This window comes from Amycolatopsis sp. H20-H5, from assembly GCF_035828755.1.
GTDB lineage: Bacteria > Actinomycetota > Actinomycetes > Mycobacteriales > Pseudonocardiaceae > Amycolatopsis.
In genome coordinates, this window is the sequence record NZ_JAYMZS010000130.1 from 1 (window position 1) to 24,432 (window position 24,432).

At 70.5% G+C, this 24,432-nt stretch carries 22 protein-coding genes, 1 rRNA gene and 2 pseudogenes; 15 read left to right on the forward strand and 10 right to left on the reverse strand.

Annotated features, from left to right (window positions below):
* Positions 1-181: 181 nt before the first annotated feature.
* A complete protein-coding gene (locus QMK34_RS40100) occupies positions 182-1,015 on the reverse strand; it encodes an alpha/beta fold hydrolase (RefSeq protein ID WP_326420039.1) in 834 nt (277 codons plus the stop codon).
* Positions 1,016-1,090: 75 nt separating this feature from the next.
* On the opposite strand from QMK34_RS40100, the gene QMK34_RS40105 reads away from it, so the two are divergent.
* A complete protein-coding gene (locus QMK34_RS40105; protein ID WP_326420040.1) occupies positions 1,091-2,158 on the forward strand; it encodes a sigma-70 family RNA polymerase sigma factor in 1,068 nt (355 codons plus the stop codon).
* Positions 2,159-2,234: 76 nt separating this feature from the next.
* Here the strand turns inward: QMK34_RS40105 and QMK34_RS40110 are convergent, their stop codons facing one another.
* Positions 2,235-2,786 (reverse strand): CGNR zinc finger domain-containing protein, encoded by a 552-nt coding sequence (locus tag QMK34_RS40110; protein WP_326420058.1) that lies wholly within the window; start codon positions 2,784-2,786, stop codon positions 2,235-2,237.
* Between the two features lie 98 nt (positions 2,787-2,884).
* On the opposite strand from QMK34_RS40110, the gene QMK34_RS40115 reads away from it, so the two are divergent.
* Positions 2,885-3,781: a DMT family transporter gene (locus QMK34_RS40115; RefSeq protein ID WP_326420041.1), complete on the forward strand. Its 897-nt coding sequence runs from the start codon at positions 2,885-2,887 to the stop codon at positions 3,779-3,781.
* Positions 3,782-3,830: 49 nt separating this feature from the next.
* On the opposite strand, the gene QMK34_RS40120 is transcribed toward QMK34_RS40115, so the two are convergent.
* A complete protein-coding gene (locus QMK34_RS40120; protein ID WP_442785324.1) occupies positions 3,831-6,173 on the reverse strand; it encodes a chitobiase/beta-hexosaminidase C-terminal domain-containing protein in 2,343 nt (780 codons plus the stop codon).
* 226 nt (positions 6,174-6,399) lie between these two features.
* Between QMK34_RS40120 and QMK34_RS40125 the strand changes: the two genes are divergently transcribed.
* The 6 genes from QMK34_RS40125 to QMK34_RS40150 all read left to right on the forward strand — a co-directional run bounded on the left by QMK34_RS40125 (position 6,400) and on the right by QMK34_RS40150 (position 12,161).
* Positions 6,400-8,688 carry an ATP-binding protein gene (locus QMK34_RS40125; RefSeq protein ID WP_326420042.1) on the forward strand — a complete coding sequence of 763 codons (2,289 nt, stop codon included), beginning with the start codon at positions 6,400-6,402 and terminating at the stop codon, positions 8,686-8,688.
* A gap of 132 nt (positions 8,689-8,820) precedes the next feature.
* Positions 8,821-9,105 (forward strand): type VII secretion target, encoded by a 285-nt coding sequence (locus QMK34_RS40130; RefSeq protein ID WP_326420043.1) that lies wholly within the window; start codon positions 8,821-8,823, stop codon positions 9,103-9,105.
* A complete protein-coding gene (locus QMK34_RS40135; RefSeq protein WP_326420044.1) occupies positions 9,105-10,403 on the forward strand; it encodes a putative T7SS-secreted protein in 1,299 nt (432 codons plus the stop codon). Before QMK34_RS40130 ends, QMK34_RS40135 begins: the two co-directional genes overlap by 1 nt.
* 47 nt (positions 10,404-10,450) lie before the next feature.
* Positions 10,451-10,927 carry a hypothetical protein gene (locus QMK34_RS40140; RefSeq protein ID WP_326420045.1) on the forward strand — a complete coding sequence of 159 codons (477 nt, stop codon included), beginning with the start codon at positions 10,451-10,453 and terminating at the stop codon, positions 10,925-10,927.
* A gap of 49 nt (positions 10,928-10,976) precedes the next feature.
* Positions 10,977-11,630: a DsbA family oxidoreductase gene (locus QMK34_RS40145; RefSeq protein WP_326420046.1), complete on the forward strand. Its 654-nt coding sequence runs from the start codon at positions 10,977-10,979 to the stop codon at positions 11,628-11,630.
* A 39-nt stretch (positions 11,631-11,669) separates the two neighbouring features.
* Positions 11,670-12,161, forward strand: a complete 492-nt coding sequence (locus QMK34_RS40150; protein WP_326420047.1) for a GNAT family N-acetyltransferase — start codon at positions 11,670-11,672, stop codon at positions 12,159-12,161.
* A 274-nt stretch (positions 12,162-12,435) separates the two neighbouring features.
* Here QMK34_RS40150 and QMK34_RS40155 read toward each other — a convergent pair whose 3' ends face one another.
* A complete protein-coding gene (locus tag QMK34_RS40155; protein WP_326420048.1) occupies positions 12,436-13,353 on the reverse strand; it encodes a hypothetical protein in 918 nt (305 codons plus the stop codon).
* Between the two features lie 25 nt (positions 13,354-13,378).
* On the reverse strand, positions 13,379-13,885 hold the full coding sequence (locus QMK34_RS40160; RefSeq protein WP_326420049.1) for a molybdopterin-binding protein: 507 nt from the start codon (positions 13,883-13,885) through the stop codon (positions 13,379-13,381).
* A 195-nt stretch (positions 13,886-14,080) separates the two neighbouring features.
* Here QMK34_RS40160 and QMK34_RS40165 point away from each other — a divergent pair, with 195 nt between their 5' ends.
* The 3 genes from QMK34_RS40165 to QMK34_RS40175 all read left to right on the forward strand — a co-directional run bounded on the left by QMK34_RS40165 (position 14,081) and on the right by QMK34_RS40175 (position 17,203).
* Positions 14,081-14,800, forward strand: a complete 720-nt coding sequence (locus QMK34_RS40165; RefSeq protein WP_326420060.1) for an MgtC/SapB family protein — start codon at positions 14,081-14,083, stop codon at positions 14,798-14,800.
* Between the two features lie 158 nt (positions 14,801-14,958).
* On the forward strand, positions 14,959-15,795 hold the full coding sequence (locus QMK34_RS40170; protein WP_326420050.1) for a hypothetical protein: 837 nt from the start codon (positions 14,959-14,961) through the stop codon (positions 15,793-15,795).
* An 85-nt stretch (positions 15,796-15,880) separates the two neighbouring features.
* Positions 15,881-17,203, forward strand: a complete 1,323-nt coding sequence (locus tag QMK34_RS40175) for an ABC transporter substrate-binding protein (RefSeq protein WP_326420051.1) — start codon at positions 15,881-15,883, stop codon at positions 17,201-17,203.
* Positions 17,204-17,207: 4 nt separating this feature from the next.
* Here the strand turns inward: QMK34_RS40175 and QMK34_RS40180 are convergent, their stop codons facing one another.
* A complete protein-coding gene (locus QMK34_RS40180; protein ID WP_326420052.1) occupies positions 17,208-17,570 on the reverse strand; it encodes a YciI family protein in 363 nt (120 codons plus the stop codon).
* A gap of 146 nt (positions 17,571-17,716) precedes the next feature.
* Here QMK34_RS40180 and QMK34_RS40185 point away from each other — a divergent pair, with 146 nt between their 5' ends.
* The 3 genes from QMK34_RS40185 to QMK34_RS40195 all read left to right on the forward strand — a co-directional run bounded on the left by QMK34_RS40185 (position 17,717) and on the right by QMK34_RS40195 (position 19,605).
* On the forward strand, positions 17,717-18,964 hold the full coding sequence (locus QMK34_RS40185; RefSeq protein ID WP_326420053.1) for an RNA polymerase sigma factor: 1,248 nt from the start codon (positions 17,717-17,719) through the stop codon (positions 18,962-18,964).
* Positions 18,965-19,109: 145 nt separating this feature from the next.
* Entirely contained in the window at positions 19,110-19,250 is a 141-nt protein-coding gene (locus QMK34_RS40190) for a hypothetical protein (RefSeq protein ID WP_326420054.1), read from the forward strand.
* Positions 19,251-19,323: 73 nt separating this feature from the next.
* Positions 19,324-19,605, forward strand: coding sequence for a metal-sensitive transcriptional regulator (locus QMK34_RS40195; RefSeq protein WP_326420055.1), 282 nt, complete (start codon positions 19,324-19,326; stop codon positions 19,603-19,605).
* A 402-nt stretch (positions 19,606-20,007) separates the two neighbouring features.
* Here the strand turns inward: QMK34_RS40195 and QMK34_RS40200 are convergent.
* From QMK34_RS40200 to QMK34_RS40210, 3 genes and pseudogenes are all read right to left on the reverse strand, one after another.
* A pseudogene (locus QMK34_RS40200) lies at positions 20,008-22,255 on the reverse strand (heavy metal translocating P-type ATPase).
* Positions 22,252-23,133 carry a hypothetical protein gene (locus QMK34_RS40205; protein WP_326420056.1) on the reverse strand — a complete coding sequence of 294 codons (882 nt, stop codon included), beginning with the start codon at positions 23,131-23,133 and terminating at the stop codon, positions 22,252-22,254. Before QMK34_RS40205 ends, QMK34_RS40200 begins: the two are co-directional and overlap by 4 nt.
* Positions 23,130-23,332, reverse strand: a pseudogene (locus QMK34_RS40210) (heavy-metal-associated domain-containing protein). Before QMK34_RS40210 ends, QMK34_RS40205 begins: the two are co-directional and overlap by 4 nt.
* Before the next feature lie 103 nt (positions 23,333-23,435).
* Between QMK34_RS40210 and cobF the strand changes: the two are divergent.
* Positions 23,436-24,200, forward strand: a complete 765-nt coding sequence (gene cobF / locus QMK34_RS40215; RefSeq protein WP_326420057.1) for a precorrin-6A synthase (deacetylating) — start codon at positions 23,436-23,438, stop codon at positions 24,198-24,200.
* A gap of 113 nt (positions 24,201-24,313) precedes the next feature.
* Here the strand turns inward: cobF and rrf are convergent.
* A 5S ribosomal RNA gene (rrf, locus tag QMK34_RS40220) occupies positions 24,314-24,430 on the reverse strand.
* Between the last annotated feature and the right edge of the window lie 2 nt (positions 24,431-24,432).

A 24,432-nucleotide genomic window follows, 5' to 3' on the forward strand; every position in this document is an offset into this window, starting at 1 on the left:
CCCAACCAGGACACAACAGTGGACAAGCTGGGAACGCCAGCAAGTCAACCACGCCCGCAACCAGCCGACCAGCACAAAACCCACCCCAAGATCACCCCACCAGCCAATCCACGGATCCAGGCTTAGACGCCCTCATGGTGGCCTTCAGGGACTTCGGCTTTGCGCGCCCTCAACCCGTGCTTCAGAGGGCGGCGAGGACCGCGCGCAGCCGGGTGTCGAACTCGCCGGGGGTCTCGGCGAAGCCGATGTGGCCGCCGGGGAACAGCGTGGGCTCGACGCCGAGCCGCGCCGCGAGCGCGACCGACGTGCGTTCGCAGAGCTGGCCGCGCGACTGCTCGCCGAGGCCGATCAGGACGCGGGGCGACGCCGCGCGCAGAGCGGCGAGGTCGGCGTCCCAGCTCACCGTCCCGCGCAGCATGTGCGCGTGCTGGAAGTGGTCGTCGGCGATGTCCTGCGGTTCGCGGGGTCCGCCGAACATCTGCTCGAAAGCGCCTTCGGGCAGGAAAATGTTGGCCTGGGCCAGGAACTTCTTCCACGCGCCCGTGACGTCGCCGGACCGGTGCGTGGCGACGATGTCGTCGGTGCCCGCCAAGAGCCGCTCGCGGTCGTCGAGCAGGGCGAGCAGCGGGGGCTCGTGTGCGATGACGGCCCGGACCAGCTCGGGCCGGGACTGGACGAGGGCCAGCGCGCTGACGGCGCCGCCGCTGGACCCGAGGACCACCGCCGGGCCAGCGTCGAGGTGGGTCAGCAGCCGGGCGAGGTCGCCGGCGCGCAGCTCGGGGGTCGAGTCCTGATCCGGGTCGTCGAGCGGGCTGCGGTTGATGCCGCGGGGGTCGGTGGTGAGCACGGTGTGGTCCTCGGCGAGCAGGCAGGCCAGCGGCTCGAACGACCTCGCGTCCATCGGGGCGCCGACGAGCACCACGAGCGGCCCCTGCCCCCGCACCTCGTGGTGCAGCAGCGCGCCGGGCACGGGGAGGCTGCCGACGGTGGCGGGAATGGTCGACGGCTGGTTCATCGGGATCCTCCTGGTACGCGGCGGAACTGCGAGTTCGTAGGTAGTGACCGCCGCCGTGGGGCAGAATCATCGCTTGTGAGCGAACTTTCTGTGCGGACCGTCGGCGGAGCGGCGGAGGACCCCGACCTCGCCAGGGCCCGCGACGGGGACGACGCGGCGTTCACCCGGCTCGTGGCGCCGCTGCGCCGGGAGCTGCACGCCCATTGTTACCGCATGCTCGGCTCCAGTCACGACGCCGACGACGCCCTGCAGGACGCCCTGGTGCGGGCCTGGCGCGGGGTTTCGCGTTTCGAAGGCCGCAGCTCGCTGCGCTCGTGGCTCTACACGGTGACCACCCGCACCTGCCTCGACACCGCCGAGACCCGCGGCAGGCGGGCGCTGCCGGTCGACCTCGGCCCGTCCAGCGCCCACCCCGTGGTCGGCGACGTGCCGCTGACCGACATCGCCTGGCTGGGCCCCTACCCCGACAAGGGTCTCGACGGTGGCCCGCACAGCCCGGACGCGCGCTACGAGCAGCGTGAAGCCGTCGAGCTCGCCTTCGCCGCCGCGCTGCAGCACCTGCCGGGCAACCAGCGGGCGGCGTTGCTGCTGTTCGAGGTGCTCGGCTTCTCCGCCGCCGAGATCGCCGCGATCATGGACACCAGCGTCGCGTCGGTGAACAGCGCCCTGCAGCGGGCCCGCCGGATCGTCGCCGACAAGATCCCGGCCGCCACCCAGCAGCGGACGCTGCGGGCGATCGACGACCTCCGGGTCAAGGAGATCGTCGCCGGGTACTCCGCGGCGCTCGAACGCGGCGACGCCGACGCGCTCGTCGCGCTGCTCACCGAGGACGTCACCTGGTCGATGCCGCCGCTGGCCCACTGGTACCGCGGCCTCGAAGCGGTCACCGAGTTCGCCGTGCGCGTCCCGCTGACCGGCTGCGGCTCCTGGCGCAACCTCCCCACCAGCGCCAACGGCCAGCCCGCCGTCGCCTGCTACCTCTGGAACGAAGACGCGGGCGCGTACACCGGCTGGTCGATCAACGTCTTCACCCTGCGCGACGGCCTGATCGCCGAGATCACCTCGTTCCTCGGCGCCGAGCATTTCGCGCCCTTCGAGCTGCCCGGCTCCCTGCCCGCCGAAAGCCAGGTCACAAGTCCCTGAAGGCCACTGTCTCTTCTAACGCCCGTCGCCTCGTCGGCGACGGGCCTGACGGCGTATTACGCCGTGAAGGTGGCCTTCAGGGGCAGTCAGCGAGGTCCGGAGCGGTGTGCCGGGCGCGGAACAGGGCCGCCTTGGCGCGGTTCCCGCACGAGCTCATGTCGCACCAGCGGCGGGAGCCCCGGCGCGAGTTGTCGACATAGAGCCGGGTGCACTCGGGCGCGTCGCACTCCCTGATCGTCCGGGCGGCCGGGCCGCCCAGGAGCTCGACAGCGGCGCGGGCGACGTCGGCCAGCACCGCGTCGAGGCCGCCTGAACGACGGACCGAGCCGTCCTCGGCGAGCCGGACCTCGACCGGCTCGCGGACGGCCAGCTCGTTGAGCGCCTGGCGATCGGCGGGGCGGTACCCGGCGCCGTCGATCGCCGCGATCCCCAGGCGGTACACCGTTTCGCGCAGCCGCACCGCCCCCGCGAGCCCGGCGGCGTCCACCGCCACCGGCCTGCCCACCAGCCCGGTGCCCGCCACCCAGCGGACCAGGTCGGCGGGCGTGGCCAGGAACTCGAGCACGTCGGTACGCCGGTGCCCCACCGTGCAGACGAGATCCAGTGCCACGTTCCCGGTGCCGTACATGAACTCCACCCGGCCAGAGTAACCGTATGGACAGGTTACCGCGAGGATTGCTAGCCTCAGTAACCGAACTGACCGGTTATCGACGACGCGAGGATCCCATGACGAACCAGGTCGACCGGCCGCCACCGGTCACCGCGGACTCCCCCGGCAGGCTGGACGCGCTCGTCCGCCCGCTGTTCGTGGTCCTGTGGAGCAGCGCGTTCATCGCCGCAGTGTTCGGCACGGCGGCGGTCCCGCCCTTACTGCTGACGTTCTCCCGCTTCGCCGTCGCGGGCGTGCTGCTGACAGCGATCGCGCTCGTCTCGCGGTCGCGCTGGCCCCGCGGCAGGCTGCTCGCCCACGTCGTGGTCACCGGGCTGCTCATGCAGGCGGTGCAGTTCGGCGCGTTCTACCTCGCCATCGCCCGCGGGCTGCCCGGCGGGGTCGTCGCACTCGTGCAGGGGCTCAACCCCGTGGTCATCGCGCTGCTCGCGGGTCCGGTGCTCGGCGAGCGGATCACCAGGGCCCAATGGCTCGGGTTCGGCGTCGGCGGCGCCGGGGTGGCACTCGCGGTCATCGACCAGATCCACGTGTCCGCGTCCGGCATCGTGCTGTGCTTCGTGGGCCTGCTCGGGCTGGGTCTCGGCACCGTGTACCAGAAACGCTTCGCCATGGGAGCCGATCTCCGCAGCAGCACCGCGGTCCACTTCCTCGCCGCCGCACCGGTGGTCGGAGTCGCTTCGCTGCTGCTGGAAACGCCCCGGGTCGGCGACTGGGGCGCGTTCGGCGCGTCTCTCGCGTGGATCGTGCTGGTCAACTCGGTCGGCACGTTCCTGCTGCTGAACATGATGCTGCGCAGGCAAAGCGCCGCCGGGGTGGGTGCGCTGTTCTTCCTGACGCCTTCGGTCACCGCGCTGTTGGCCTGGCTGATCAACGGCCAGACGCTCGACCCGGTGACCATCCTCGGCCTGCTTCTCGGCGGCGTCGGCGTCCTGCTCGCCGGCCGGAAGGCCTGACGCCCGGTGCCCTCCTCGCGGCGGGGGCGAGGAGGGCACCGGAGTCAGCTCACGGGTAGCTGACCACGTTGCTGGGCACCGTGCCCGGCGGCGTCACCCCACCCGCGTCGTTGATGACGTGGGTGATCGTGCCCTGGTAGTTGAGCGAGACGGTGAGCAGGTCGTGGAACCGCACGCCCGCGGCGTTCGGCACCTCGAACGCGTGATAGCTGTTCACCGCGGGGTTGACGTTGAAGAAGTTGTAGCTGCCCAATCCCCACGCCTCGTGGCTGGTCACGTTCGCGCCGACCTTGTACGCGGCATACCCGTTGACCCCGGCCGGACTGTTCCACGACGCCTGATTCGGGACGTCGTAGGGCATTTCGTTCTGGAAGAAGATCGTTTTGCCGTTCTGGCCGTTCCAGATCACCTCGTACTTCTGATAGTGCTCGACGAACAACCCGGTCGCCAGCACGTTGTTCCCGTTGACGATCAGCCCGGTGTCGGCCGTGTTCGTCGTCCAGCCGACCGTGCCCGCGTTGCCGTGGTCGGCGCGCCAGGCCCAGATGTGGTCGATGATCGCGTTACCGCTGTTGACGATCAGGCTGGTGGTCGCCTTGCCCGCGATCGCGCCGCCGATCCGGAAGAACACGTCCTGGATCGTCGTCGGGTTCGCCGCGTGGCTCGCGCTCGAACCGGACGGGCCGACGGTCAGCAGCGCCTGAGAGTTGGTCGTGCCCGCGTCGAACAGCAGGCCCTTGAGCCGCACGCCGTCGACGTCGGCGACCTGCATGGCGTTGACGCCGTTGTCGGGAACCAGGGTCGGGTACCCGATGCCGAGGACGACGGTGCCTGCCTTGGTCACGTTGAGCGTCTGGTTGAGGTGGTAGACGCCCGGGGTGAAGAACAGGTTGCAGCCCTGGGAAAGCGCGGTGTTGATGGTCGACGCGGTGTCGCCCGCCTTCACCACGTAGAACTGGCTCATCGGGGTCGAGGTGCCGGGGGTGCTGCCGTTCGCCCAGCTCGGGCCGGAGGCGTTGGTGCGCAAGGAAGGCTGGAAGACGCGGTACTTGCCGGTGCCGTCGAGGTACAGGTACGGCACGTCGCGCGAGACGGGAGTGGTGCCCAGCGTGGTTTCCGGCGGGTTCGGGAACGTGTTCGCCGGCGCGCCCGAGGTACCCGAGAACACCATGTTCCACACCCCGCCCGCCCAGCTGCCGAGCTGGCTGTCCCGGGTGTACCACTGCTGCTGCGAAATGGACGCGGCCTGGCCGGAGACCTTCGTGTCGGCGGTGTAGCCGCCACTGGCGTAGCCGTAGCTCGCCGGGTAGAGCTGCAGGTCGCCGCGGATGTCCATCCGGCGGAACGGCGCGGCCTGCGCCACCGCCCAGCGGTCGGCGCCACTACTCGGGTTGACGGCCATGTTCTCGGCCGAGCGCCAGAAGTTCTGCAGCGCCTGGCCCTGGTCCGAGGCGTTGAACGCGTCGACGGTGATGTCCCCGTTGATGGTCACGCCGTCCGGGTTCTGCCCGAGTCCGGCGACCGAGGTGTAGAAGCCCACGTTGTCGTGCACGTTGTAGGTGCCGGGCTTGAACAGGTGCGCCACCCGGCGGTCGGCGAACTGCGCCGTCAGGGTGTCCTTCTGCGCGTTGAAGTCCGCGTCGAGCTGCGCCTGGATGGTCGCGGCGGACATGCTCGGGTCGAACACGCGGACGTTCGGGCCGAAGTTCGGCGTGTCGGACTGCGTCGGGCAGCCCGCGGACACGCCGATCGTGTAACTCGCGCTGGAGACGGCGGAACTCGCCACCCCGGCCTGCACGCCGATGGCGTTCAGCGTGGTGGTCGCGGAAACGGTGATCGGGCCGGTGTACGGCGTCGAGGACGCGGTGGGGGTGGAACCGTCCACCGTGTACCGGATGGACGAACCCGAGGTCGCGCTCGCCAGTGTCACCGACTGCGTCGTCGCGTAAGTACCCCCCGGCGGGGTGAACGTCGGCGCGGCGACCGCGGTGCTGCTGCCACCCTGGGTGTAGGTGAAGTGCGGGGTGTCGAACTGCGGCCCGCTCTTCTCGTAGGTGAACCAGTAGTCCAGGACGCTGCCGGTCGCGAGCGAGCCGACGGTCTGCTGCCAGGTCCCGGAGTTGTTGGTCATGCGCAGGTTCTGCTGCCCCGAACTGTTGACGGCGTAGTGGACGTCGACGTAGAGCGCCGTCGTGGCCGGGGTGAACGAGATCTGCGCCTGCGCCGCACTCAGCTGCGCGACGCTTTGGGTGTAGTCGGGGGCGGCCGCGGCGGCCGGTCCCCCGAGGCCCGCGACGAGCAGCAGGGCCGAACAGGCGGCGAAGACGAGAGCGGCCAGCCTGCCCCGGCGGCGAAGCCGGCGACGTCCGGGCAGCGGGGAGCGAAGATTCACGGGAACTACCTCCAGGCATGCAAATCCGTGGACGAATCCGCGAGAGGAGGCGCTCTCACTTTCCCCGAGACCATAGCCTGCGCGACCGGGTCGACGGAAGAGAATCCCGCCAGGCCGGGCGTGAGGTTCCGCCGGGCGGGGGAACCGGGTTTACGCCACTATGATCCTCCCGAGGACGGCAGGTGGTGATGCGACGGTGCCCGGTGTGGCCGCAGACCAATCCGCGATGAACTCTCTGCCGGTCGAGGTGACCTCCTACGTGGGGCGTCAGCGGGAGCTCCGGGAGGCCAAGCGGCTGCTGAGCGCCGCGTCGCTCGTGACGTTGACCGGACCGGGCGGGGTCGGCAAGACCCGGCTCGCGTCGCGGGCGGCCGAGGCCGCGCGCTCCTCCTTCGGCGGCGAAGTCGTGTTCATCGGCCTCGCCGAGCTGCACGAGCCGGACCTGCTGGTGAGCACGGTCGCGGGGCTGCTGGGCCTCGGCGAGCGGTCGGCCCGGCCCCCGGTCGAGCGGGTGGTGGACCTGCTGCGCACCCGCCGGGTGCTGCTGGTGCTGGACAACTGCGAGCACCTGATCGAGGCCTGCGCGCAGCTCGTGGACGCGCTGATCAGGGCCTGTCCCGAGCTGGTCGTGCTGGCGACGAGCCGTCAGTCGCTCGGGGTCGTCGGCGAGCGGGTGCTGCCGATCCCGCCGCTGGCCGTGCCGGAACCCGGCGAGTCGGCGGGGTCGCCGGACCAGCACGACGCGGTCCGCCTGTTCGTGGACAGGGCGGTGGCGGTGGTCCCGTTCTTCAAGCTCACCGAGCACAACGTCGAGGACGTCGCCAAGCTGTGCCGTTCGCTGGACGGCCTGCCGCTCGCCATCGAGCTCGCCGCGGTCCGGCTGCGCTCGCTTTCCGTGCGCCAGCTCGCCGACCGGCTGAACAAACGCTTCACACTGCTCACCCAGGGTGATCGTCAGGGACCGAGCCGTCACGAGACGCTGCAGGCGCTGATCGACTGGAGTCACGAACTCTGCACCCCGCGGGAACGGCTGCTCTGGGCGCGGGCGGCGGTGTTCCCCGGCAGTTTCGACCTCGAGGCGGCCGAGGCGGTCTGCGCCGGTGAGGGGCTGGACAAGGCTTCCGTGCTCGACGTCGTCGACGGGCTGATCGACAAGTCGATCCTGCTGCGTGACGACGACCAGGGCTCGGCGCGCTACCGGATGCTGGAAACCGTGCGGCAGTACGGCGAAGAGCGGCTCCGCTCGTCGGGTGCCCTCCCGCTGATGAGGCGCCGTCACCGCGACCGGTACCGCGAGCTGGCCGGCAGTTTCGAGGCGGGCTGGCTCGGGCCGGACCAGATCGTGTGGATCAACCGGCTCAAACGCGAGCACGCCAACCTGCGGGGCGCGCTGGACTTCTGCGCGAGCGACCCGGCCGAGGCCGTGGTGGGACTCGCCATGATCCACACCATCAAGGAGTACTGGCTGATCCGCGGCCTCAACACCGAGGGCCGCATCTGGCTCGCCAAGCTGCTGGAGGTCGCGCCGCCCGAGGCTCCCGGCCGCGCGGCCAGCCTGTGGATGAGCGCGTTCCTGGCGCTCGTGCAGAGCGACAGGCCGGTGTTCGAGACGCTGCTGGCGAAGGCGAACCAGCTCGCGGAGGCGACAGGCGACGAGAAGGCGCGCGCGTACGTTCACCACGTACGGGGTTACGCCGCGCTGATCGACAACGACGGCGAGCAGGCCCTGGACGAGTTCAAGCTGTCCTCGAAGATGCTGGCCGACCAGCACGACCTCGGCGGCGAGCTGTGGTCGACCTACAACTACGGCATGGCGCTGAGCCTGGCGGGCGATCTGACCAGCAGCCGCCGGGTGCTGGCCGACTGCATCGAGAGGTACACCTCGCTCGGCGAGATGTTCTGGCGTTCCTGGGCGCTGTGGTCGCTCAGCGCCGCCGAGTACCTCTACGGCGATCTCGGCGAGTCCGTCAAGGCAAGCCACCGGCTCCTGCGCCTGCAGCTGCGCATCGACGACCGGGCGGTCATCGCGTTCTCCCTGACCGTCCTGGCCGGGACAGCCACCCACAGCGGCGAATGGGTCAAGGCGGCCAGGATGCTCGGCGCCGCCAGCGCGGTGTGGGAGTCGCTCGGCGCTTCGCCCGCGACCTACACGGCGTTCATCGAACCGATGCACCGCGACATCACGCTGGTGACCGGCGAGCTGGGCGTCGAGGACGCGGCCAAGGAGTTCATCGTGGGCGCGGCGCTGTCGGTCAACGAGGCCGTGCGGTACGCGCTGGGCGAGGAACCGGCGGGCACGGACGCGGGCAAGCGGTCCGCGGACAACCCGCTGACCAGACGCGAAAGCGAGATCGCCGAGCTCGTGGCGCAGGGCATGACGAACCGCGAGATCGCCGACCGCCTGGTGATCGCGCGCCGCACCGCGGAGACCCATGTGGACCACATCCTCGGGAAACTGGGGTTCACCAACCGGGCGCAGATCGCCGCCTGGGTCGTGCAGTCCCGCCGATCGTAGGTTTCCCGTCCGGCGGCTGGCCGAATCCGGTCAATGACCTCTATTGCCCCTACTCCGTTCGCCGTATCGGCGGCAGTCTCAACGCGACAGCGAGCACATCCCGTGCCCGCGTGCGAGGGGGAGGACGGCGGGATGCCGGATTTCGAGGTCGACCCGGAAGACCTGCGCGGGGCGGCGAGCGCGATCGCGGGCACGGTCGCCGGGGTGAGCGGTCTCCGGTTCGGTGACGTCACCGGGAACGGCGCGGTCTACGGTCACGCCGGGGTTTCCGGTGCCCTCGAAGACTTCTGCGCCAAGAAGGAAACAGCCGTGGACGCGCTGCGCGACCAGGCCGTCTACCACGCCAAGGCGCTGCGAGCGGCCGCGAAGAGCTACTACGAGCAGGACCACCACGCGCTCCCGATCGGCGGCCGCTGATGGGCGGCGCGGCCGAACTCGGCCACACGACCGACCCGAAGAAACTCGTCCCCGGCGACCCCGGCGGCGTCCTCGCGGCCGTCGAGGAGCTCAAGACCCGGGGACGGCGGCTGGAGACGGTCGCCGAGGACCTCCGCAACGTGCGGATCGCGAAGTGGACCGGCCCGGCGGCCGCCGCCTTCTGGGAGAAGTACGCCGCGGAGAGTCCTCAGTGGTCCGTCGTGCACGACCAGCTGAACGTCGCCGCCACCGCGCTGTCGCTGCACTCGGAGACGCTGCGCTGGGCGCAGACCACCGCGGCCGAAGCCGTCGCGCTGTGGGAAAAAGGCGACACGCTCACGAAGACGGCCGGCGCCGCCCGCGAGGGGCAGCCGTCCGGCGAGACGGCCCCCACGCTGACCGGCGACCCCGGCGACAAACTGCGGGCACAGGCCCAAGAGCTACTGAAGCGGGCGCGAAACCAGCTCCTCGAGGTGGGCAACAAGACGACGCTGGCGCTCGGCGGCCGGATACACCTGGAGAAGAAGTCCTACCTCCCCGGCGACATGAAGGTCGGCAAGGACAAGAAGTTCGGCGACAAGCACCCGGTGCGCGACAAGGACAAGCACAAGTGGGGCCACCAGGAGCCGGACGACGGCCAAGAGGACAAGGACAAGGGCCCCGACGTCAGCGTCAAACTCGCTGACTGGGAGAAGAAGCACAACGTTCTCGATCTCGACCTTGGCCACAGCGACGGCAAGGTCGGCGACGTCACCGTCACCAGCTCGGCCGGGGTCACGGCCGGGGTCGAAGCCGGGGGGTCGCTGTCGCTGGGCAACGACGGGCTGAAGGGCACCGCGACCGCGAGCATCGGCGTGACGGTGACGGGGGAGGGCAAGGCGACCTACGGGATCGCCGAGGGCTCGCTGGCCGGCAAGGTCTTCGCCGGCGCGGAGGCCGAGGCCTCCCTGTCCGCCGGCAAGGACGGGCTGCACGCCGGCGCGTCGGCGTTCGCCGGCGTTCGTGCCGAGGGGGAGCTCAAGGGTGACGTCGGCGGCATCGGCGCGGGGGTCAAGGCCGAGGGCTGGATCGGCGCGGGGGCCGAGGCCAACGTCGACCTCGGGGTCAAGGACGGCAAGCTGGTGCTCGGCGGGGACTTCGGCGTCGGGCTCGGCATCGGGGGCAAGATCGGCGGGGAGATCGTCATCGATCCGGGGAAGGTCGCCGACAGTGTGGACGACGTCGCGGACAAGGTCGGCGACACGGCGGGCGACGCGGTACACAAGATGAAGAAGCTGGGCGGCAGGCTGTTCCACTGACCGCCTGTCCCCGCCCCGCAGCACCGAACGAAAGGAGCACCGCAGCGATGGTCACCCAGCTGCCCGTCCGGATCGAGTTCCGGCTGCCGGAGGGCTGGCTCTCGGCGCCGCCCGACGAGGTGGACGCCCCCGGCGCCGCGTTCGTCGCGCTGCACCCGCCCGCCAAGGACGGGTTCACCGCCAACATCACCATCAGCGGCGAGCACCGGCCGCCGGAGACCACGCTCGAGACGGTCGCCGACGAGTCGGTCGAGCGGCTGGCGAAGGTGGTGGACGAGGCCGAGGTGCTGGCGCGCGCGGACGCGGGCACCGAGGACATGCCCGGCCTGACCCAGACGCTCAGGCTGGCCTCCTCGGCGGGCGACCTCGTCCAGTGCCAGGTCTACCTGTCCATGGCTGACGTGCGCGACCCCGCCCGGCGCGCGGTCATCGAACTGGCGCTGACCAGCACGGCGGGCGAGTTCGAGCACGAGGTCGGTGACTTCCAGGAGTTCGTGCGCGGGGTCCGTGCCGCGGAAGAGTGAACGACCGCCTTCCGACGACTACCCTGGGTGGTGAAGGAAGGGAGCAGTCGTGCGTGTCGATATCTGGTCCGATCTCATCTGTCCGTGGTGCTACCTGGGGAAACGCCGTTTCGAGCAGGCGTTGGAGGGCTTCGAGCACCGCGCGGAGGTGGAGGTCGTGCATCACTCGTTCCAGCTCGACCCGTCCTTCCCTCGCGGCACGACCCGGCCGTCCCGGGAGATCCTGTCCGAGAAGTACGGCATGACGCTGGCCGAGGCCGACGCCGCGGAGGCGCAGATGGAACAGCGCGCCGCCGAGGACGGTCTCGAATACCACCTGGCCGAGGTCCGCATGGGCAACACCGTCGACGGACACCGCCTGGTGCACCTCGCCGCCGCACACGGGCTGGCGGACGCGATGGTCGAGCGGCTCTACCGCGCGCATTTCACCGAGCGGCGGTCCGTGTTCGACCACGACTCGCTGGTCGAGCTCGCCGCCGAGGCCGGTCTCGACCCGGACGAGGCCCGGGGCGTCCTGGCCTCGGACGCCTACGAGGCCGACGTCGAAACCGACGGTCGCCAGGCCGGGGAACTGGGCGCGACCGGCGTGCCGTTCTTCGTCGTCGACAGCCGGTACGGCATCTCCGGCGCCCAGCCCGCCGAGCTGTTCGCTGAAACGCTCACCCGCGCCTGGGCAGGCGCGCAGAACAGGACGAGCGCCTAGGGCGTGCGCCGGGGAGCCCAGGTCAGGCCACCGCCGGACGTGCACCTACGAGAGATAACCGACGACAACCACGACGCGGTTTGCGCACTCCGAGTCCGGCAGGACCAGAGACGTTTCGTCGCCTCCGTAGCCAAGTCGCTGGAGGACGCGGCCGCGACGCCCGAGGCGCATCCTTGGTACCGGGCCGTGTACTCGGGCGACGAACCGGTCGGTTTCGTCATGCTCAGCTGGGACGTGCCGCCCGGTCGCCCCGGGATCACCGGGCCGTATTTCCGGTGGCGGCTGCTCATCGACGAGCGGTATCAGGGGCGCGGGTTCGGGCGGGAGGTGCTGACCCAGGTCGCCGAACTGGTTCGCGCGGACGGCGCGGCCGACCTGCTCACCAGCTACCAGCCGGGCGACGGTGAACCCTGGCCCTTCTACCGGCGGTTCGGTTTCCGGCCCACCGGGGAACTCGACGACGGTGAGGTCGTCCTGCGGCTCACGCTGCTCCCTCAGCGACCCGGCGACGTTCACATATCCGACACTTGATCAAACTCTTGAATTATGGGCAAATGTCTTTACCGTCTGTCCCACCCCGGGCAATGGCGCCTGCCGAGTGGAAGGATTCTCCATGTCACAGCCGATTTTCCGGCTGCGCGGAACGTTCGCCACCCTGACCACCACGGCCGGTATCCGGCGCTCTTCCTTGTCCGCGTTCTCGGTCAGCACTACGAAGAGCCGACCCGGCCCCTGGACGGAAGGGGGCGCCGCGGCGGGCGCCCCCTTCCTTGTTCTCTGCGTTCTTCGCTACCGGTTCAGCGGGTCAGCCGACGTTCAGCGTGACGACGCCCGACACGTAACGGCCGCCCTTGAGATCGCCGACCGGGGCGAGCCGCGGCTGGGCCAGCGGCTTGCCGTCCTCGACGGTGGAGAGCAGCAGCGGACGTCCGCCGACGTAGTCCTCGGCGAGCGTGACCGCCGCGCCGTAACCGTCGCCGCCAACCGCCACGATCGGGGTACCCGCCCGGGGTAACACCTCCGCGGCCAGCAGGACCAGGCTCAGCGGCGGCCCGGATTCGACGTGCGCCTGCGGGCCGGTGCCCGTCTGGAAGCTCACCGACGCCGACCGCGACGGCAGGTACGAGAGCAGCCTCGCGGACAGGGTCACGGTCCGGTGCGACGTTTTCACCTGGACAGCGCCGCCGATCGCGTCGCCCGCCGCGGCGGTGGACGCGGCCACCCGGACCGAGCGCACGTCGGCGACGCTGCGCGTCCGGTTCCGATCACCCGGGACGACCAGCCCGACACTCCGCCCGCCACCCTGCCCCACACTCCGCCCGACACCCTGCCCGACACCACTGCCGCCGGTGGTCAGCACGGCGGGATGGTGCCCGAACCCGGGATCGAGCTCGGCGAGCGCGAACGTCGCCGAATCGTGCGCGCCGGTGACGGTCAGCGTGACGCGCAGGGCGGTGTTCTTGCCCGGCGGCAGCACCGGCGCGGACAGCGCGACGACGGCCGCGAGGTCGACACCGGTGACCGTAGGTGACTGGCCTCGCCCTGGATTGGTGACCGGATAGGTGGTCTCCCCCAGCGCGGCCAGCTGCGAAGCCGTGTAGACGACAGGCGTCGCGACGGCTCCGGTCACCGAGACCTCGGCCCTCGAAGTGGCCAGGGCGGGCGCGGACAGAGCGGTGAGCAGCAGGGCCACGAACGCGGCCACCACGGCAGATCTGGGCATGGTGTCTTCTCTCGGGAAGGGGGACTCAGGCGGAGACGGCGTCGGAATCCACTCCGACATCCACTCCGGCGTCGGCGTCGGCGTCGACATGGACCACCCGCAGCTCGCTGAGCAGGCGGACGTAGCGGCTGCCCCGGGTGTCCCTGGGCAGGACCAGCGTGGGGCGCGGCAGCGGGACGTTGTTGTACCGGGTGGCGAGCAGCGCGGCGCAGGCGCCGAACTCGACGTCGACCTCGCCCCAGGACAGCGTCACCTGGTAGCCGTCCTGCCCACGGGCGAGGACGGCGAGATTGAGCTGGTCCATCTTGCGACCTTCGCGCAGGAGCAGGCCGATGTCGGAGAGCAGGTCGTGCAGCGGGATGCCGTGCACCTCGTCGAACCGGTCACAGGCCCGAGTGACGTAGTGGACCCGCTCGGGCCCCCGCGCGCGGCGGTCCAGCTCGGCGGTGGACACCACCGTGCCGGGCCGGCGCACCGCACCGGTCACCAGGAACTGGTCGACCCTCAGTACGACGCCTGCATCCGGGTCCATCCGACCAGGCTATCCCCCTGCCGAGCCCAGCAGAATCGTCCGATAGGCGGTGTTTTCCCCGCATCGGCGGACTCATCGCGCACCATCCTCCGTATCTGCGGACCATCACCCCCGACGGGCGACGCGCGACGGCGACGGGCAAGGTATCAGCGGAGAGTCACAGAAGCCGTTTACCGGAGGTGGTCGTCCGTGCCGTTGCGGTCACTCTGGTCCACCGACGACCAGTGGGAACTGGTGCTGCCCGTCCTGCTCGCGCTGCTGCTCAGCTCCGCGATCGGCATCGAACGCGAGGCGGGCGCGAAGAGCGCCGGGCTGCGCACGCACGCGCTCGTCGGCATCGGCGCGGCGGTGTTCACCCTCGTGTCGAAATACGGTTTCTCGGACCTGCTCGGCCTCGACCACGTCGCGCTGGACCCCTCGCGGATCGCGGCGCAGATCGTGTCCGGGATCGGTTTCGTCGGCGGCGGGCTGATCTTCGTCCGCCGCAACGCCGTGCGGGGGCTCACCACGGCCGTCACCATCTGGCTCACCGCGGCGGTCGGCATGGCGTGCGGGGCCGGGCTGCCGGTGCTGGCGGTCGCCACGACACTCGGGCACTTCGTGGTGACCCGGGGGCTCCCGCCACTCGCCCGGCTGGTCGCGCGGAACCGGCGCGAACCGCCGACGCTGCGGCTTTCCTATACCGACGGGCGCGGCGTCCTGCGCGAGGTGCTCACCACGTGCACCGGCCGGGGCTGGCTCGTGCGGCACGTCGAAGTCCACCGTGAGACCGTCACCGACGAAGGCCAGCGGGTCGCGGCGGTCACGCTGCTGCTCGACGGCCGCGGTGATCTCACCGACTTGGCGGCGGAACTCGCGGAACTTCCGGGTGTACAAAGGACAAGCACCGGACGCGACGATCCACTCGACGAGTGAGACGTCACCGCCCACTACGGGCACGGGGTGCGGCAAAGACCACGGGCTTCGGGCAGACTGGGTACCGAACCCGTGACACCCCAACGTTTCCGGTCGTCTTTTTCGGACATCTCTTGCGAAATCGGCACCGGGGACCAGCCATACCGGGAGGTGAGGCGATGACGACCCTCGAAGACAGCGCGGAGCAAACGGCCCGGCGAGCCGAATTCGATTCGGCGTGGCGCGGTTTCCACCGCGCCCAGGTCCGGCAGTTCGTCCAGGACGCGGAGACCGAACTGCTCGCGGTCGTCGCGGAACGGGACGCCGCCTTGGCCCGCGCCGAGAGACTGGCCCAGCGGCTGGAAACGCTGCACGCTCAGAACCACGAGCTCAGAACCACGATCGACCGGATCAGCGCGACCCCGATCGAGCCGGACGCGCTGCAGCAGCGCATGCGCCGGATGGTCGAGCTCACCCGCGAGGAAGCCGTCGAAATCACCGCGCTGGCAAGGGAAACCGCCGACGACCTGCGCACCGGGGCCGAGCGGGTGCTCGCCGGCGCGGAAGCCGAACGCGACAAGATGCGGGCCGAGCACCGTGAGCTGGTGCGCCGCACGCAGGAACAAGCCGCCGCGAAGCAGCGGCGGGCCGACCTGCTCCGCGAGCGGCTCGACCAGGAGTCCGCGCACCGCCGCGGCGAGGTCGAAACCGATTTCACCCAGGCCATGCTGGTGCGCCGGGCCGAAGCGGTCCAGGTGCTCGAACAGGAGAAAGCCGCCGCCAGTGCCAAAGCGGGCGCGGTCGTCCAGCAGGCGGAAGAACGCGCCGGGCGCGTCACCGCCGAAGCGGACAAGCGGGTCGCGGACCTGAACGAGCTGCGCGAGCGCCTGACCACCCAGTTGATCGACTGCCGCCGGTTGCTCTCCCAGACCGTTCCCCTGCTCGGCCCGCTGCCCGAAGAATCGGCCGTCCCCGAGCAACGCGGGCAGAGACCGGCCGAGGTGAGCACCGGCTGAGCATCGCGCCCCGCGCGTTCCCGTGGAATCCTTGATCCTCACGACCACGAGGAGCCTGTTCCCCGCGGGCGCACTGGGAGGCCTGATGCGTAGCACCGAGCCCGGCAGGCAGCACCGAAAAGTCTGTTCACGAGGCGCGGCAACGGCCGCGATCACCGTGCTGGCCGCGGGGGCGCTTGCCGCCTGCTCGACCGGTTCGGGCCTCAAGATCAACCTGTACGTCTCGCCAGAGAACAACCTGCAGCACGTCGTCGACGAGTGCACCAAAGCCGCGCAGGGCCGCTACGAAATCGTCTACCACAAGCTGCCCCGCAGCGCGGACGGCCAGCGTGAGCAGATGGTGCGGCGGCTGGCGGCCGGGGACACCTCGCTCGACGTGCTGGGCCTCGACGTCACCTGGGTGCCCGAGTTCGCCGAGGCGGGCTGGGTCGAGGAGTGGACGGGCGCCGCCCAGGCCGAGGCCGTCCGCGACGTCCTGCAGGGTCCGCTTTCGACGGCGCGGTGGAACGGCAAGCTCTACGCCGCGACGAAGCACACCAACGTGCAGCTGCTCTGGTACGACGACCGCGTCGTCGGGCAGCCGCCGAAGACGTTCGAAGCGATGATGGCGCTGGCCCAGCAGCTGAAAACGCAGGGCAAGGCCCACAACATCGTGTTCACCGGCGCGCAGTACGAAGGGCTCGTCGTCTTCTACAACACGCTCGTCGCGTCCGCCGGCGGTCACATCCTCTCCGACGACGGCAAGTCGGTGGTGATGGACGAGGGCGCGGTGCGCGCGCTGGAGCTGCTCAAGACGCTCACCACCGCGGGCATCACCGACCCGTCGCTGGCGAACCAGAAGGAGGACGAAGTCCGCCAGGCGTTCCAGCGGGGCCAGGCCGCACTGGAGCTGAACTGGCCGTACGTCTACGCCTCCTACAGCAAGGAAAAGCCGCAGGACCTGGCGCACGTCAGGTGGACGCGCTACCCGTCCGTCGTGCCCGGCGAGCCAAGCCGGGTCACGATCGGCGGTTTCAACCTGGCGGTGAGCACCTTCTCGCCGCACAAGCCCGAGGCGTTCGAGGCGGCGTTGTGCCTGCGCCGCGCCGAAAGCCAGAAGTACCAGGCCGTCGAGGACGGCCTCGCCCCGACGATCGCCTCGGTCTACGACGACACGACCCCGCTCGACCCCACCCGGCCGGCCGCCGCGAACAACCCGACCATGCAGGGTCAGTTCCCGATGAAGGCCGACATCCTGGCCGCGCTGGCCCACGCCGCCATCCGCCCGCTCACCCCGGCATACCAGAGCCTGTCGACGGTGATCTCGAAGGTGCTCTCACCACCGTCCGAGATCGACCCGCGGGCCACCGCCGACGAGCTGCGGAAACGGCTCACCGATGCCCTGAACTCGAAGGACATCATCCCCTGAGTGGTCAGAGATCGATACCGGAGGAGAAGATCACCGGCCGGATCTCCATGGCGTTGACATGCGCGTCGGGCACCATCCCGGCGATCTCGACCGCGCGTTCCTTCGACTCGACCTCGACGAGGTAGTAGCCAGCCAGGTACTCCTTCGACTCGGTGTACGGGCCGTCGGTCACCACCGGCACGCCGTCGCGCACCTTGACCACCGAGCTTTCCCGCGGGTCCGCGAGCGCCTGCGAACCGAGCAGTTCACCGGTGGCGGTGATCTTCTCCATGAACGGGCCCATCGCTTCCATGATCCCGTCGCGTTCCTGCTGGGCCAGGCCGTCGAAAGCGGCCGGGTTCATCGTGATCATGATCAGGTACTTCATGGTGTTTCCCTCCGGGTACGGCCCTCGCCGGGGCCTCTCGCGGACAGGTCGGAGCCCCCGGCCCGTTCTCGACATCCTCTTCCCGACATCCTCTCGCAGGTTCCCGGGTGCGGCGCTCGCCAGGGTCCGGGGTGCAGGATGGACGGGTGCGGACGGACACCCGGGTCGAGGACCTGCTGCGAGAGCTCACCCCCCAGGTGCTCGGCGCCCTCGTGCGGCGCAACGGGCAGTTCGACGCCTGCGAGGACGCGGTCCAGGAGGCCCTGCTCGACGCCGCCACGCAGTGGCCCGGCGACGGCGTCCCGGAAAACCCGCGCGGCTGGCTGATCACCGTCGCCCACCGGCGGCTGGTCGACCATTGGCGCAGCGAGAACGCCCGGCGCCGCCGGGAAGCGACGGTCGCGCTCCAGCAGCCCGAAGACGAACTGGCCGCCCCCGCGCCCGGCGACGAGCCCGCGGACTCCGACGACACGCTCACCCTGCTGTTCCTCTGCTGTCACCCGGCGGTGTCCCCGCCCTCGCAGGTCGCGCTGACCCTGCGCGCGGTCGGCGGGCTGACCACCGGTCAGATCGCCCGCGCGTTCCTGGTCCCGGAAACGACCATGGGCCAGCGGATCAGCCGGGCGAAGAGCGGGATCAAGGCAGGCGGCGCGCAGTTCCGGCCACCGCCGCGGGAGGAGTGGGCCGATCGGCTCGGCGTCGTCCTGCACGTGCTGTACCTGATCTTCAACGAGGGCTACACCGCCACTTCCGGGCCCGACCTGCACGCGCCGGAGCTGACCCGCGAGGCGATCCGGCTGACCCGCGCGGTCCACCTCCTGCTGCCCGAGGACGGCGAGGTGACCGGACTGCTCGCGCTGATGCTGCTGACCGACGCGCGGCGCCCGGCGCGGACCGGACCGGACGGCGAGCTGGTCCCGCTGGCCGAACAGGACAGGACGCGGTGGGACGGCGAGGCCATCAAGGAGGGCGTCGCGCTACTCACTGGCGCGCTCACCCGGGCCGCGCTCGGGCCGTACCAGCTGCAGGCGGCGATCGGCGCGGTGCACGCCGAGGCGGCGCGCGCCGAGGACACCGACTGGCCCCAGATCGCCGGGCTGTACCGGCTGCTCCAGAACGTGGCGCCGAGCCCGATCGTCACCCTCAACCAGGCCATCGCGGTCGCCATGACCGAGGGCCCGCAGGCCGGGCTCGACCTGCTGGCCCACCTCGACGGGGACGGCAGGCTGAGCGGCCATCACCGTCTCCACGCCGTCCGCGCCCACCTGCTGGAGCAGGCAGGCGACCTGCCCGCCGCTCGCGCCGCCTACGAGGAGGCAGCGCGCCGAACGACCAGCCTCCCGGAGCGGCACTACCTGGAACAGCGAGCCGCCCGGCTCGCCGGGAACGACTAACGGTGCTCGAAACCCAGGCCGCGCCGAACCCGGTCCGCCGCCGGGTCGCGCTGGCCGTGTCCGTCCTGCTGCTGGCCGCCGCGACGAAGTCGGCCAAGCACGCGGTGTTCGGCGAGGTGCCGTCCAGGTCGTGCAGGTGCTGGCGATGCTCGCCGCCTCGGCCGTCGGCGTGCTCCTGCACTGGTGGCGCCACGCGGGCCGGGGCGTCCTGACCACGGTGATCATCCATGTGGCCACCAACTCGGGCGGGCTGGCGCTCGCCGTGGCGGTCCAGGCGCATCACTGAAACCCCGGCCCACATACGTGGGGCGGGTATAATGGAACGACACGGTGGAATCAACTGAGGGATGGGTGCGCGGATGGCGGGCTACAGCGGCGAGCGGGAGGCCTACCTCAAGCGGCTGCGCCGGATCGAGGGCCAGATCCGGGGCCTGCAGCGGATGGTCGAGCAGGACAAGTACTGCATCGACATCCTGACCCAGGTCTCCGCGGCCACCAAGGCGCTGCAGTCGTTCTCCCTCGAACTGCTCGACGAGCACCTGGCGACCTGCGTGGTCCAGGCTGCCGCGGCCGGCGGCGAGGAAGCCGACCTCAAGGTCCGCGAAGCCTCCGACGCCATCGCCCGCCTAGTCCGCTCCTGACCCCACAGCACCTCGCGCCACCACGAGACCCCAGCAGGTCCCTGAAGGCCACCATGACGGCGTTTTACGCTGTGAAGGTGGCCTTCAGGGACAGTCCCCAGGTGCATCCTCCGTCCACAAAGGACGAAACTGCCGCACTTTGGTCCGTTTGATCCCGACTTGCCCGATTACAGAAGTCCCTGAAGGCCACCATGAGGGACTTAGACGCCCTCATGGTGGCCTTCAGGGACTTCCGGAGCGGACGAGCGCGGCCAGGCCACGGCGAACCCGGCGATCACGGCTCACCAACCGGTTGACCAGGTAAAAAGGTGCCTCACGACGGCCATGGCCAGCTTTTAAATCCCTGGCATTGGCGTTAGACGCCGTGAAGGTGGCCTTCAGGGACTCGCGCGCGTGCGACAGTCAGCCGACGCCCTTGAACCCACGCAGCCGCAGGCTGTTGCTGACCACGAACACCGAGGAGAACGCCATCGCGGCCCCCGCGATCATCGGGTTCAGCAGGCCCAGCGCGGCCAGCGGCAGCGCGGCGACGTTGTAGGCGAAGGCCCAGAACAGGTTCCCCTTGATCGTGGCCAGCGTCCGCCGCGAAAGCCGGATGGCGTCGACGGCGGCCCGCAGGTCACCGCGCACCAGCGTCAGGTCACTGGCCTCGATCGCCGCGTCGGCGCCGGTGCCCATCGACAGCCCGAGGTCGGCCTGCGCCAGCGCGGCGGCGTCGTTGACCCCGTCCCCGACCATCGCGACTACGCGCCCCTCGGCCTGCAGCCGGGTCACCACGGCGACCTTGTCCTTCGGCAGCACCTCGGCGATGACCTCGTCGATCCCCGCCTCGGCGGCGACGGCCCGCGCGGCACCGGCGTTGTCCCCGGTGAGCAGCACCGGCCGCAGCCCGAGCGCACGCAGCTCCGCGATCGCCTGCGCCGACGTCGGCTTCAGCGTGTCGGCCACGACGAGCACCGCACGAGCCTTCCCGTCCCAAGCGACGACAACCGGCGTAGCACCTTCTTGCTGTCGCCTTCGCTTCCGACAGAGCGTCGTCCAGCGGGATGCTCCACTGCGCGAGGAACGCGGCCCGCCCGATCACCAGAGCCCTGCCCTCGACGACCCCGGTCACACCGAGACCCTCGGTGTTCTCGAAACCTTCGACGGGCGGCAGCTCGCCCACCCGCTCCGCCGCACCGGCCGCGATGGCCTGCGCGATCGGGTGCTCGGAGGCGTGCTCCAGCGCCCCGGCCAGCCGCAGGACTTCGGTCTCGTCAGCGCCCTCGGCCAAGTGCACCGCGCGCAGGCTCATCCGGCCGGTCGTGACGGTGCCGGTCTTGTCGAGCACGACGGTGTCGATCCGCCGGGTGGACTCCAGCACCTCCGGGCCCTTGATGAGGATGCCGAGCTGCGCGCCCCGGCCGGTGCCGACGAGCAACGCCGTCTGTGTGGCCAGGCCCAGCGCGCACGGGCAGGCGATGATCAGCACCGCGACAGCCGCGGTGAACGCGGCGTTCGCCCCGGAGCCGGAGCCGAGCCAGAACCCCAGCGTGCCCACGGCCAGCGCGATCACCACGGGGACGAACACCGCGGAGACCCGGTCGGCCAGCCGCTGCACGGCGGCCTTGCCGTTCTGCGCGTCCTCGACCAGCCGCGCCATCTGCGCGAGCTGGGTGTCGGAGCGGATCCTGGTGGCGCGCACGACGAGCCTGCCGCCCGCGTTGACGGTCGCACCGACCACGGTGTCGCCGGGCCCGACCTCGACCGGCACCGACTCACCCGTGAGCATGCTCGCGTCGACCGCGGAGCCGCCGTCGGTGATCGCCCCGTCAGTCGCGATCTTCTCGCCAGGGCGGACGACGAACTCGTCGCCGACCCGCAGCTCGCCGATGGCGACGCGCTGTTCACGCCCGTCCCGCAGCACGACGACGTCCTTCGCGCCGAGCTCCATCAACGCGCGAAGCGCAGCACCGGACCGGCGCTTGGGCCGGGCCTCGAAGTACCGCCCGGCCAGGATGAACGTGGTGACGCCCGCGGCGACCTCGAGGTAGATGTTCCCCTCACCCGAAGCGCGCTGGACGGTCAGCTCGAAGCCGTGTGTCATACCAGGCACGCCCGCGGTGCCGAGGAACAGCGCGTAGAGCGACCAGAGGGTCGCGGCCCCGACGCCGAGGGAGATCAACGTGTCCATGGTCGCGGCGCCGCGCCGGAGGTTGGTCCACGCCGCCTGGTGGAACGGCCACGCGCCCCAGACCACGACGGGCGCGGCCAGGGTCAGCGAGAGCCACTGCCAGTAAGTGAACTGCCAGGCCTGGACCATCGCGAGCACGACGACCGGGATGGTCAGCACCGCCGAAATGGTCAGCCGGTCCCGCAACGACCGCGTGGGGTCGGCAGGCTCCTCCGCTTCCCGAGCCTCCGGGGGTCTCGGCGGCTCGGCGGTGTAGCCGGTGGCCTCGACGACGCTGACCAGATCGGCGATCGACAGCGTCTCCGGATAGTCGACCTGCGCCTTCTCGGTGGCGTAGTTGACCGTCGCGGTGACACCCTCGACCTTGTTGAGCTTGCGTTCGACACGGGCCGCGCAGGACGCGCAGGTCATCCCGCCGATCGCCAGCTCCACCCGGTGCGGACCGGCGGGCCGGGTGGCGTGGGCCGTGGAGCTCATGGCTTTCCTTCCGTGAGGTGGCCGTGTTCGCCCGGCTTGCCGCCGGAAAGGGTGATCGTGTCGAGGGCGAACTCGGCGATGTGCACCCGGCCGCCGTGCCGGAAATCCAGGAACAGCCGGTATCGCCCGCTGACCGGGACATCCGCGGCGAACCGGACCGCCGGGCCCGCGGTGACGCCGCCGTCTGCGGGGTGCACGTGCAGGAAACCGAGGTCCGCGGCGCGCAGTGCCACCAGATGACCGTACGCGCCGAGATAGGGCTGAAGGTCGCTGACCGGCGCGCCGTCCTTCGTCACCATCGCGGTGACCTCGGAGGCAGCGCCCGGCCGGAGATCGCCCGCCAGGTCGACGCGATAGCCGTCGACGGCGAAAGTCCGGGACGGCCCACCGGGCGCCGGTTCGTCCTGCCCGGCCACCTGGACGTCCGCGCCCCAGGCCACCTTCAGGCCCCCACGCGGCGTGACGTCGGCAATGACGCGATATGTCCCGGCGGCGGCCGGGCCGACCTGAGTGGTCCAGGTTCCGTCGGCGGCCAGCGTGGGATGAAGGTGTTCGTACCCCGAGCCGTCACGGCGGACGAAAATGAGGTGCATGGCCTGGTCGTGGTCCACGTCGAACACGGTCACCGAGACGTCGCCACGGCCGAGGATCCGGAACGACAACCCACCGGGCACTCCCGGCACGAGCCGCTGCCCGGCGAGCTCCAGCCGACAACCACCCGCCGTGTCGGTCAGCCCGCCGAGCTCGGGAGTCTCGACCGGCGCCGCCTCCGCAGAGGCGGGACCGAGAGGTCCCACAGCAGCACCCGCCGCCCAGGCAGTGCCGAACGCGAGCACCAGCCCGAGCCCGAGGGCGGAGACCTTCGCGGCGGTGTTCATCCCGCGACGAGCCGGTAGCCCGCCTCGGTCACGGCCGCCGCGACGACGTGACGGGCGCCTCGCTGATGACGGTGACGCGGCCGCTGGGCAGGTCGACGTCGACGGATCGCACACCTTCGATCCCGCCGACCTCTTCGGTCACCGAGCTTGCGCAGTGCCCACAGGTCATGCCCTGGACGGTGTAGGTGGCTTCGGTCATCGGCCCGGCTCCTTCTTGACGACTGCGCGGCGGCTTGATCACCGCCTCCTCCTATATACCCCATGGGGGTAGGGTTTGCCACGAGGAAGGCAGACTGCGTCCCATGCGGAAGATCTACGCGATCGGCATCGGCGCCGGCGATCCCGAGCACCTCACCGTCCAAGCGGTAAAACGGCTCAACGAGGTCGACGTCTTCTTCGTACTCGCCAAGGGCAAGGAGAAGGACGACCTGGTGCGGGCGCGACAGCAGATCCTGGACCGTTTCGTCGAGCGGCCCGGCTATCGCGTGGTGCGGGCGGAGGACCCGCCCCGGGATCGCAACCCCACCGACTACCGCGTCGCCGTCGCCGACTGGCACGAAGCACGCACCGAGCTCTACGAACAGCTCATCCGCGACGAACTGGCCGAGGACCAGGTCGGCGCGATCCTCGTCTGGGGCGACCCGGCGCTGTACGACAGCACGATCGCGCTGATCGACGCGGTGCTCGCACGAGGCGCCGTGGAGTTCTCCTACGAGGTGATCCCCGGGATCAGCAGTCTCGCCGCACTGACGGCCGCCCACCGCACGACGATGAACCAGATCGGACGCCCTGTCCTGATCACCACGGGACGACGGGTCGAGGCAGGCTGGCCCGCGGACATCGACGACGTGTTCGTGATGCTGGACGCGAACTGCACCTTCGACCGCTTCACCGGCGAAGGCCTGCACCTGTACTGGGGCGCCTATCTGGGCACGCCCACCGAGATCCTGCTCGAAGGCCCGCTGACCGCGGAGCTGGCAGGGCGAGTCAGGTCCATCCGGACCGAGGCGCGCGCCCGCAACGGCTGGATCATGGACACCTACCTGCTGCGCCGACACCGCGAGTGAGGCCCACCCGAACCCGCCTCCCGGGTTCGGGGTACGAAAAATAGGCCCGATCCCGGGAGAACTTTGCAGTTCTCGACCGGAATCGGGCCTATTTCTCTTTCTATCTAATTAGTGTTCGGCGGCGTCCTACTCTCCCACAATCCTTCGACTGCAGTACCATCGGCGCTACCAGGCTTAGCTTCCGGGTTCGGAATGGGACCGGGCGTTTCCCTGGCGCTATAACCACCGTAAC

What these genes read in the sequence shown, in the direction of transcription:
- QMK34_RS40160 (WP_326420049.1), bottom strand. Translation starts at nt 13,885, where the DNA reads ATGGACCCGGATGCAGGCGTCGTACTGAGGGTCGACCAGTTCCTGGTG.
- QMK34_RS40140 (WP_326420045.1), top strand. Translation starts at nt 10,451, where the DNA reads ATGGTCACCCAGCTGCCCGTCCGGATCGAGTTCCGGCTGCCGGAGGGC.
- QMK34_RS40135 (WP_326420044.1), top strand. Translation starts at nt 9,105, where the DNA reads ATGGGCGGCGCGGCCGAACTCGGCCACACGACCGACCCGAAGAAACTC.
- QMK34_RS40125 (WP_326420042.1), top strand. Translation starts at nt 6,400, where the DNA reads ATGAACTCTCTGCCGGTCGAGGTGACCTCCTACGTGGGGCGTCAGCGG.
- QMK34_RS40155 (WP_326420048.1), bottom strand. Translation starts at nt 13,353, where the DNA reads ATGCCCAGATCTGCCGTGGTGGCCGCGTTCGTGGCCCTGCTGCTCACC.
- QMK34_RS40110 (WP_326420058.1), bottom strand. Translation starts at nt 2,786, where the DNA reads ATGTACGGCACCGGGAACGTGGCACTGGATCTCGTCTGCACGGTGGGG.
- QMK34_RS40205 (WP_326420056.1), bottom strand. Translation starts at nt 23,133, where the DNA reads ATGAACACCGCCGCGAAGGTCTCCGCCCTCGGGCTCGGGCTGGTGCTC.
- QMK34_RS40175 (WP_326420051.1), top strand. Translation starts at nt 15,881, where the DNA reads ATGCGTAGCACCGAGCCCGGCAGGCAGCACCGAAAAGTCTGTTCACGA.
- QMK34_RS40170 (WP_326420050.1), top strand. Translation starts at nt 14,959, where the DNA reads ATGACGACCCTCGAAGACAGCGCGGAGCAAACGGCCCGGCGAGCCGAA.
- QMK34_RS40100 (WP_326420039.1), bottom strand. Translation starts at nt 1,015, where the DNA reads ATGAACCAGCCGTCGACCATTCCCGCCACCGTCGGCAGCCTCCCCGTG.
- cobF (WP_326420057.1), top strand. Translation starts at nt 23,436, where the DNA reads ATGCGGAAGATCTACGCGATCGGCATCGGCGCCGGCGATCCCGAGCAC.
- QMK34_RS40115 (WP_326420041.1), top strand. Translation starts at nt 2,885, where the DNA reads ATGACGAACCAGGTCGACCGGCCGCCACCGGTCACCGCGGACTCCCCC.
- QMK34_RS40190 (WP_326420054.1), top strand. Translation starts at nt 19,110, where the DNA reads ATGCTCGCCGCCTCGGCCGTCGGCGTGCTCCTGCACTGGTGGCGCCAC.
- QMK34_RS40130 (WP_326420043.1), top strand. Translation starts at nt 8,821, where the DNA reads ATGCCGGATTTCGAGGTCGACCCGGAAGACCTGCGCGGGGCGGCGAGC.
- QMK34_RS40180 (WP_326420052.1), bottom strand. Translation starts at nt 17,570, where the DNA reads ATGAAGTACCTGATCATGATCACGATGAACCCGGCCGCTTTCGACGGC.
- QMK34_RS40195 (WP_326420055.1), top strand. Translation starts at nt 19,324, where the DNA reads ATGGCGGGCTACAGCGGCGAGCGGGAGGCCTACCTCAAGCGGCTGCGC.